The sequence below is a fragment of the Falseniella ignava CCUG 37419 genome (assembly GCF_000301055.1).
GTDB lineage: Bacteria > Bacillota > Bacilli > Lactobacillales > Aerococcaceae > Falseniella > Falseniella ignava.
Genome location: NZ_JH932301.1, coordinates 259935 through 269734, shown reverse-complemented (window position 1 = coordinate 269734; position 9800 = coordinate 259935). Strand labels below are relative to the sequence as shown.

Genomic DNA, 9800 nt, shown 5'->3' with positions numbered 1-9800 from the left:
CTTACAGTAAAAAAAGTAGACCCCAAAAGGTCTACTTTCTCTCTTATTCAATCAGTCGGCCTACCGAGCGTCTTGCCCCTAATATACCGAGCAAGATACCAGAGATTAGAAGCACGATAATAATATAGCTCATTAAAGGCCACATTGGCGTTAATTGTAACAATCTTAAGTCATTATATTCAATCGCCACATTATGGAGTGCTTGGTAAGCTAAGTATACACACCCCGATGCGACTGCTCCCCCAAATAATCCGATAAAGGCTCCTTCATAGATGAAAGGTGCTCGAACATACCGGCGATGTGCGCCGACCAATTGCATAATTTCAATTTCACTTTGACGCGCTTCAATAGTAATTCGAATTGTATTCGAGATAACCACTAAGGCAATGACAACAAGGACCGCCGAAGCAAAGGCCATCCCGATGCGAATATAATTTAAGACTTGCAAGAGATTTTCAGTGTCAATTTCACCATAATTCACCTCTTTAGCATACGGAAGTTGCTTAATTTCATTCGCAACCGGTTCGATTTGTGAATTATCACGGACACTTACTAGGAAAACATTATAGAGTGGATTATTATCGCCAAATACTAACTTGAATTCTTCAATCGACTCGACCAATTCATCCAACTCATCTTCCTTTGAACGGTAAGTCACTTGTTCTACATCTGGGATTTGCTTGATAGCTTCTCCCAATTCATCAATCTGTTCCTCTGTAGCGTCCAGATTGATATGCACTCGGATATTAACGCCCGCTTCAATATCGTTCGTAATGTTATCGACGTTGCTCATAATAAACATCAAACTTCCCAACGTAAACAGCGTTAGAATCATCACAATTAATGAGGCCACTGTCATCCAGCCGTTGCGAAACAGATTGCGAAAACCATCGCGAATATGGCGGGTAAAATTACGTAAAAAAATCATCGTTTCACCCCTCCTTGCGTATCCTTAACAATTCGTCCATGCTCGAGTGATACTACTCGATGCGGGAACTGTTCAACTAAGTTCAAGTTATGTGTCGCCATCAAGACGGTCGTTCCAGTTTGATTAATGCGTTCCAAGAGACGGACAATTTCTTGACTGTGCGCCACATCTAAGTTTCCAGTCGGTTCATCAGCTAGAAGTATTCTAGGTTGATTCACAATGGCTCGTGCAATCGCAACGCGTTGTAATTCACCGCCCGATAATTGATCGGGATATTGATCGCGTAAAACCGCAATATCTACCCACTGCATCACTTCTTCGACTCGTTTTTGAATGGCTTTGCGACTTGCCCCGGTGGCTTCCATGGCATAAGCAATATTCTCGAAGACCGTCAAGCGCGGTAAAATCTTATAATCTTGGAAGACGATTCCTAAGCTACGGCGCAATTCAGCCACGCGTCGACGGCGCAAACGGTGTAACTTAAAGGTTCCAACGGTTACTTTCCCAGTCTGTGGTAGTTCTTTAAAGTATAATAATTTCATCAAAGTCGATTTGCCAGAACCACTTTTTCCCGTTAAATAGACAAATTCTCCTTGTTCGATTCTTAAATTAATATGATCTAGCGCTACAACACCATTATCGTAGCGTTTGGTTACATTTTCGATGAGAATCATAATTCAACTTCCTTTCTCACTGAAGTCTCTAGTATAACGAGGTTGTATCACAAATTGATTTCATTTCGATACCAATTATTCAACAGACCATTTCAAATAAGCTTCGACAAAATCATCGATTTCTCCATCCATGACTTTATCAGCATTTCCTATCTCATAGGAAGTCCGATGGTCTTTCACCATCGAATAAGGGTGGAAGACATAGGATCGGATTTGCGATCCCCAGGCATTGTCCTTTTGCTCCCCTTTAATTTCTGCAAGTTGTTCCGCTTGTTCATCCAACTGACGTTGGTAAAGTTTTGCTTTTAAGAGACTCAATGCTTGTTCACGGTTTTGAATTTGCGACCGTTCAGACTGACTTTGGGTAACAATTCCTGTTGGTAAGTGCGTAATCCGGACGGCCGAATCCGTCTTATTAATATGTTGTCCACCCGCTCCACTCGCTCGGTAGGTATCAATCCGCAAATCGTCTGGCATAATCTCAAGTTCTATCGAGTGTTCAATAATCGGTGTCACCTCGACCGACGCAAAGGACGTATGACGGCGACTATTGGAGTCAAACGGCGAAATCCGTATCAAGCGATGAACGCCTTTTTCAGATTTCAATAAGCCATACGCATTGTAACCTTTAACTTCTAGTGTCACACTTTTCAAGCCAGCTTCATCGCCACCTTGATAATCAATGACGTTCACAGTTAAATTATGCGAATGGCAATACCGAGTGTACATACGAAGCAACATCTCTCCCCAGTCTTGGGATTCTGTTCCCCCGGCTCCCGGATGGATCTCAAGGATTGCATCATTACTATCATATTCTCCTGACAACAAGCGCGCTGTCTCAAAACGCTCAACTTGTTGAGAAAGCGTATGAATCATTGTTTCAACTTCTTGATATAACTCTTGATCTTGCGTCTCACGATATAGCTCCAACCCGCATTCCACTTCGGAATACTGATCGATCAAACCTTCAATTTGTGCAAGACGTTCTTTTTCATGATTAAGTTGTTGTGTCACCTGTTGGGCATGCTCATTGTCATCCCAGAAAGTCGGCTCCAACATCTCTGCTTCATAGTGGTCAATCGCTTCTCTAATTGCGTCTAAGTCAAAGGGACCTCCTAAAGTCCGCTAGACGTTCGCCTAAATCTGAAAAAAGATTTTCAATCTCATAGAGTTCCATCCTATTCTCCTCCATTCGCTTTTTCAGTCATTATCTCGCTACATTGGTGATTAAAAATCGATGCTGAATTCAGAGGCCAAGCAAGTTGAGTGGTAATCTCACTTCCTAAGCTTGGCGCCGTTAAGATTTTGCAAACCCTAATGAGCTACCTCTACAGCATCGATTGATTTATGAATTTATCATTTTATCTTTTAATATTTTGAGTTATCGATTAATTCGTATTAACCGGACGATTAATTTGCTCACGCTCAACGTTTTGACGAACTTGAGCTTTCATAATAAATCTCGTTACATCATACTCAATGGCTGACACCATATCTTCGAAACGTTCGTACCCTTCCATTTGATATTCAGTTAATGGGTTAGTTTGCGCATAAGCACGTAATCCAACACCTTGACGTAAGTGATCCATCATATCGATATGATCCGTCCATTTGGCATCAACAACACGTAGGACAACGACTTTTTCAAATTCAGCCAGTTGTTCCGGTGTATTGAGTTGCTCCTTCTTAGATTGGTAAACTGCATCGGCAAGTCCCATCAAGTAATTTACTAATTGTTGACGGTCTTTATTTTGCAAATCTGCTAGCGAGATTGAATCTGGGCTCACAATCGCATTTTGGGCAAATTCTAATAGGGATTCAAGTTGCCAATCTTTACGTTCACCTTCTGTTGCATAGGCAACTTGACGTTCGATTGTTCGGCGAATCATCGCTTTAATATATGGTGTTAATGGTTCATCGCCTTGAATAATTTGTTGACGTTGTCCGTAAATAACTTCACGTTGCTCCCGCATCACTTCGTCATATTCTAGAACGTTTTTACGTGTGTCATAGTTATTTCCTTCAACTCGTTTTTGAGCAGATTCTACTTGACGACTGAGCATACCACTTTGAATCGCTAAGTCTTCATCCTCATGTTCACCGTCATTGAGACGTTCCCATAAGCCTTGAATTCTTTCTGATCCAAAACGTCGCATTAAGTCATCTTCAAGAGATAAGTAGAATTGTGACTCACCTGGGTCCCCTTGACGTCCTGAACGACCACGTAACTGATCATCAATCCGACGACTTTCGTGACGCTCAGTCCCAATAACACAAAGACCTCCGAGTTCTTTCACACCGCTACCTAATTTAATGTCCGTTCCACGTCCAGCCATGTTCGTCGCGATGGTTACGGCACCACGTTGCCCTGCTTGTAATATAATTTCCGCTTCTTTGAAGTGGTTTTTCGCGTTTAACACTTCGTGGGGTACACCCGCTTGATCAAGTAGATGAGATAAGTGTTCGGACGTTTCAACTGCTACGGTCCCGACTAAGATTGGTTGGCCCTTTTCGTGGCGTTCTTTAATATCTTTTACAACCGCTGAGAACTTCGATCTCAAGTTCGGATATAGTAAATCTGAATAGTCTTTACGGGCAATTGGACGGTTTGTCGGAATTTGAACGACGTTCATATTATAGATTTCACGGAATTCTTCTTCTTCCGTCTTTGCAGTCCCGGTCATTCCAGCTAGTTTATCGTACATACGGAAGTAGTTTTGGAAGGTAATTGTCGCCATAGTCTTCGATTCATCTTGAATCTCAACCGCTTCTTTAGCCTCAATTGCTTGGTGTAATCCATCAGAATAGCGACGTCCGTCCATAATCCGTCCGGTAAATGGATCGACGATTTTTACTTCGCCTTCATCGACGACATAATCAATATCTAATAACATAATGTAGTTGGCACGGAGTGCTTGGTCGATATGGTGTACAAGTGCAGTATTATCCACATCGTATAAGTTTTCTAATCGGAACACACGCTCTGCCTTATCCACGCCCGTATCCGTTAAGGCAATAGATTTTGACGTAATATCAATCGTATAGTCCTCGTCTTCTTTTAGACCTTTCACAAAATAGTCTGCACGCGTATAAAGTGCCGTTGATTTTCCGGATTGACCCGAAATAATTAATGGTGTACGAGCTTCGTCAATTAAGATGGAGTCTACCTCGTCAACAATCGCATAGTGCAATGGGCGTTGAACCATTTGGTTCTCATAAACAACCATGTTGTCACGTAGGTAGTCGAACCCTAACTCATTATTTGTACTATACGTAATATCGCATAAGTATGCTTCGCGTTTTTCATTCGCATTCATGGAGTTTAAGTTAAGTCCTACGGTTAAACCTAAGAAACGGTAAACTTCCCCCATCTCTGCCGAGTCACGTGTTGCTAAGTACTCGTTTACGGTAACAACGTGAACTCCTTTGCCATCAAGCGCGTTTAAGTAAACAGGCATGGTTTCGGTTAAGGTTTTCCCTTCCCCGGTCTTCATCTCAGCAATATTTCCTTCGTGTAAAATAATCCCACCTTGAATTTGTACCTTGTAAGGGAATAATCCTAGCACACGACGCGCAGCTTCACGAGTTACTGCAAAAGCTTCAACTAAAATATCGTCGAGTGTTTCACCTTTAGCTAAACGCTCTCTAAATTCGGCTGTCATACCGCGTAATTCTTCATCGCTCATTTGTGCGAAACGCGGTTCTAGAGCGATAACTTGGTCCGCCATTTTACTTGTACGGCGAAGTTCTCCTTTATCATTTTCAATTAAATTTTTAAGAAAATTTGCCATTTAATAATCTCCTTTGTGCAAGTAGTCCTTCATATATATTATAACCTATCATTTTGGCATAGATACACCATTTTATTGTAACACGAGCGCCGTCAAAAATAAATCATTAATCATTGAATCCCTTTGAATATTGTGAAAAATGCCTCATTGTTTCTGGAATCGCCTCAATGATTCGACTTGGTAGGCAAATATATTGATTCTTTGCCAACTGATCAGCAATATAACTATGAAGATACACTGCATTGAGAATGCTCCATGGTTCCGATGAATTTTGGGCTAACATTCCGGCAACCATCCCTGCTAAAGTATCGCCCATTCCTCCAACAGATTGTCCTGGGTTTCCAGTTGTATTTTGCCATACTTGTTCACCTAGGTAGACTTGGGTCGGTGCACCTTTTAAGACGACGGTAGCATTCAGCGATTGAACCGCTCTTTGATGCACTTGAATGGCTTCTTGTTCAGGTCCAATCCCACTGATCCGTTGCCACTCGATGCGATGAGGCGTCAAGATGATTTGTTTAGCTTGACAGGCCAATCGTAAAGGTAAATGATCAGCTAATAAATTCAACCCATCCGCATCAATAATCAAGCATTGCGACGGTGTAACAGTCTTTAACACTTTTTCAAGCAACTGTATTGCAAGTTCACTTTGTCCCATGCCCGGCCCGATTAGGATTACTTGGTAGCGACTCAAATCATCTGAGCAGATTTCCTGCCAATCAAGCCACATCACTTCAGGATATCGCGCATGGAGAGCTGTTCGATTGACCGCGTCTGTCGCACAAGTCACTGTTCCAGCTCCACTATAAAGCGCTGCGCCTGACGCTAATATAATCGCACCGCCCATTGATTCATTGCCGCCAATGCATAAGACGTTACCATACATGCCTTTGTGACTTTTCTGGTTTCGCTTGGGAAAATATTGGCGAACAAGCTGTTCTGTGATAGATTGCATCTCATATTCCTTTCTAAAGATTGTTTCTATGGTCGTAGTAAAGTATGATGGAAATAATGGATCATTCGATTTTATTTGTGATTGGAGAACTCATCGATGAAAATATTAATAACTGCTTTTGAACCTTTTAATCAAGAGAAAGTAAATCCTGCCTTAGAAGCCGTTCGCCAACTCGATCCAACATTGGTAAAAGCAGACTTAATTAAACTGGAAGTCCCTACCGCTTTTTACCAAGCCATTGGACGGGTTGAAGCTGTGATTCAAGCTGAACAACCGGATATTGTGGTTGCTATAGGTCAAGCAGGTGGACGATATGGAATCACCCCTGAACGAGTAGCGATTAACCTGGACGATGCGCTAATTAAAGATAACCTCGGGCAACAACCCATCGATCAACCCATTCGAAAGGACGGTCCAGCAGCTTATTTCTCAACGTTACCGATTAAAGCTATTGTACACCAACTTCGTGCCGCTGGCATCCCTGCTTCGGTCTCAAATTCCGCTGGAACCTTTGTCTGTAACCATTTGATGTATGGTATCTTGGACATTCTTACAAAGTCATACCCCGAATCTCGTGGTGGCTTTATTCATGTTCCGTATATTCCCGAACAAGTCGTCCAAAAATCGAATCAACCTTCGATGGCACTCGATGATATTACTCGCGGTTTAGTCATTGCCTTAAATACCATCATCCATTATCAGACCGATCTGAATCTTGTCGGTGGCACAATCGCTTAAACGTTTAAGCCGAGATACATAGCTATTGATTTAAACAAATGTTTCTATAACAAATTAAGGAGGTTCTTATATGGAAGTAGGAATTGTTGGTGGGGGGATTGTCGGAGCGACAGCCGCTTATTACCTTGCTCGCAATGGGGTTAAAGTACACTTATTTGATGATGATACCGGACAAGCAACGAAAGCTGCAGCTGGCATTATTTGTCCGTGGTTTTCATTACGACGAAATCAGGCTTGGTATCAGCTCGTTCGCAGAGGGGCTGAGTTTTATCATCAATTGACCCATGATTTGATTGAAGATGGTTATCCTGCGGATGAAATCTATCAAGTGGACGGCGCCCTCTTAATTCGAAAAACTGAACGACGCATTCAACAAGATGTCGATCAATACCGTGAAAAAATTACTGATTCACCAAGTATTGGTGAAATTAAGTCCTTAACTTCCGAAGAAATTTCTCCATACTTCCCATTGGTTAATTCAGAATTTCCAGCAACTTGGGTCAGTGGCGGTGGACGGGTTCACGGCGAAAGGTTGATTGCAATATTACGTCAAGCCATTGAACATTATGGCGGGACTCTACACAATCAACGCGTTCGCTTAAAGTCAACGGATGGCCAAATTCAAGTAGACACCGGTGATACTTTATTTCAATTTGATCAACTCTTATTAAGCGTCGGAGCATGGCTACCCGAACTTTTAGAACCTTTAGGATACCAAGTTGATATTCATCCTCAAAAAGGCCAACTCCTCGTGTACCAATCGGGCGCTTGGTGTAATCAACATTGGCCGGTGGTGATGCCTTTTGGCCAAGGCGATATTATTCCATTCAACAACGGAGAATTAATTATCGGGGCGACTCACGAGAACGAAGCGGGCTTTGATTTAGAACCGGATTACGAACCACTGCAAGATTTACTTGATGAAGCGAATCAGTGGATTGAAGGACACCCCTTCACCCTTGATGCAGCAAGTAAAATTCGTATTGGAACACGTGGACAAACTTCAGATTACTCTGTACTACTCGGCCAAGTTCCACAACTTGCGAACGTTTGGGCTGTGAGCGGTCTTGGCTCTTCTGGCTTAACGAGCGGTCCTTATATCGGCTATCAATGGAGCCAACGAGTATTACACCATCAATGGGAGATTAATGAAACAGACTATCCTATTGAAAAATATATTCAACCTCAGTAGAAATATGAGTTTACACTTACCATAACAATTGATATTTCATCTAGCCTCTGTCATAATTAAGTTAAAGTTCTATAGATTGAAAGGAAGATTATACATATGTGGAAAGAGTTTAAGAAATTCATTGCGAATGATAATATCATCACAATGGCTACAGGTATTATTATGGGGGCTTCATTCACAGCGATTGTTAATTCGTTAGTTGATGATATTTTTATGCCACTCATTGTCTCTTTAACCGGAGCCGCAGATGTTAGCCAATTAGCATTTACAATCGGCAACACTTCGATCGGAATTGGTAACTTTATTCAAGCTGTAATTAACTTTATTCTAATTGCTTTCTTCTTATACTTAACATTAAAAGCTTTAGAACGTGTCCAAGGCAAGAAAATTGTTACTCCAGACGAAACTCCGGCTGGACCTTCAGAGGCCGAATTATTGCAAGATATTTTAGTAGAATTACGCAAAAAATAATTTACATTAAAAAAAGACTGAGTGATCGTTTCACGCATTATGCGTTAAATGATCACTAAGTCTTTTAATTTGAAAATAGTTGATAAATAATCATCAAGGTCATCAGCAATAAGTTCAACTCACTATGTAGCGATAAAAATCCGACAAATTCTCTAACCATCGCATACACTGGCCAGCGCCCCATCTCCATCGCGCCGACCCATTCAGCATCCAATTGTTCACGACATGCTAAGTAGGATGCGCGCATCAAATGATACCAACTTGTCACACCGACAACTTGTTTATTTGGTATGTCTATCAAGGACTGGGTATTCACAATATTATCGTAAGTATGTTGGGCCTGACTCTCAATCGTAATTTGTTCCTCAGGAACGTCTCGTTGTATCAAGTACTGTGCCATCCGCTCTCCTTCACTGACTGACTGTCCTTGATGACAACCTCCCGTCACAATAATCTGAGCTTCAGGATAGTGTTGATACAAATCGAGCGCCAGGTCCAGTCGATTGATCAAGGTCGAAGATAAGGTTGTATCGGGATTTAATTTGCTACCTAGTACCATCAATACATCTGCTGAGTTCGGCCATCTTCGCCAGTATAATAACAAATTGAAAAGCAGATACATTATAAAGGTACAGAGATAATAATACCCAATCCAAAAGTAAATTTGGATAAATCGCATCACGAGACTTGGCTGATTCCCTACTAATAAACCTAACGATAAAATAACTGACACGATAATCGAGCTTGCAAAAAAGAGGGATAAATACGTCCGTGTTTTCGATTTGATTAAATAACTATGACGGCGTGAAATCATCACCCAGTTCAATGCAATAATAAATAGGGGTAAACAGAGTGACGTCACCGCATAAAGGACCGTCATAATTCGATTATAGACGGGCACCTCGTGTCGACTGAACCACAACGTCGCTTCGAGCCAAAAACAAATCAAAGCAAACATCAAATACCCTTTGCTAAAGAGCCAACTCGACTTTCGCAAAGCGCCGTACAATGCAATCGCTAATAATAATATTCCAACATATAAAAACATATT

General features: G+C 41.6%; 9 protein-coding genes. 3 read left to right on the top strand and 6 right to left on the bottom strand.

Annotation, left to right across the window (positions count from 1 at the left end; genetic code table 11):
- Nucleotides 1-43: 43 nt before the first annotated feature.
- The 5 genes from ftsX to HMPREF9707_RS05480 form a co-directional block, all read right to left on the bottom strand.
- Nucleotides 44-928 carry a permease-like cell division protein FtsX gene (ftsX, locus tag HMPREF9707_RS05500; RefSeq protein WP_006701705.1) on the bottom strand — a complete coding sequence of 295 codons (885 nt, stop codon included), beginning with the start codon at nt 926-928 and terminating at the stop codon, nt 44-46.
- On the bottom strand, nt 925-1602 hold the full coding sequence (gene ftsE / locus HMPREF9707_RS05495) for a cell division ATP-binding protein FtsE (RefSeq protein ID WP_006701704.1): 678 nt from the start codon (nt 1600-1602) through the stop codon (nt 925-927). Before ftsE ends, ftsX begins: the two co-directional genes overlap by 4 nt.
- A gap of 75 nt (nt 1603-1677) precedes the next feature.
- A protein-coding gene (gene prfB / locus HMPREF9707_RS05490; protein ID WP_198003485.1) for a peptide chain release factor 2 occupies nt 1678-2779 on the bottom strand; the annotation gives its coding sequence in 2 pieces (ribosomal slippage) (nt 1678-2706 and nt 2708-2779; 1101 coding nt in all).
- Between the two features lie 211 nt (nt 2780-2990).
- On the bottom strand, nt 2991-5393 hold the full coding sequence (gene secA / locus HMPREF9707_RS05485) for a preprotein translocase subunit SecA (RefSeq protein WP_006701702.1): 2403 nt from the start codon (nt 5391-5393) through the stop codon (nt 2991-2993).
- Between the two features lie 106 nt (nt 5394-5499).
- A complete protein-coding gene (locus HMPREF9707_RS05480) occupies nt 5500-6348 on the bottom strand; it encodes an NAD(P)H-hydrate dehydratase (RefSeq protein ID WP_006701701.1) in 849 nt (282 codons plus the stop codon).
- 96 nt (nt 6349-6444) lie between these two features.
- Between HMPREF9707_RS05480 and pcp the strand changes: the two genes are divergently transcribed.
- From pcp to mscL, 3 genes are all read left to right on the top strand, one after another.
- Complete coding sequence (pcp, locus tag HMPREF9707_RS05475) at nt 6445-7086, top strand: pyroglutamyl-peptidase I (protein ID WP_006701700.1); 642 nt, start codon at nt 6445-6447, stop codon at nt 7084-7086.
- A gap of 70 nt (nt 7087-7156) precedes the next feature.
- The gene (locus HMPREF9707_RS05470) at nt 7157-8278 is read left to right on the top strand and encodes an NAD(P)/FAD-dependent oxidoreductase (protein WP_006701699.1); all 1122 of its coding nucleotides are present in this window, start codon (nt 7157-7159) and stop codon (nt 8276-8278) included.
- Between the two features lie 96 nt (nt 8279-8374).
- On the top strand, nt 8375-8749 hold the full coding sequence (gene mscL / locus HMPREF9707_RS05465; RefSeq protein ID WP_006701698.1) for a large conductance mechanosensitive channel protein MscL: 375 nt from the start codon (nt 8375-8377) through the stop codon (nt 8747-8749).
- A 64-nt stretch (nt 8750-8813) separates the two neighbouring features.
- On the opposite strand, the gene HMPREF9707_RS05460 is transcribed toward mscL, so the two are convergent.
- Complete coding sequence (locus HMPREF9707_RS05460) at nt 8814-9797, bottom strand: YdcF family protein (protein ID WP_006701697.1); 984 nt, start codon at nt 9795-9797, stop codon at nt 8814-8816.
- Nucleotides 9798-9800: the final 3 nt, after the last annotated feature.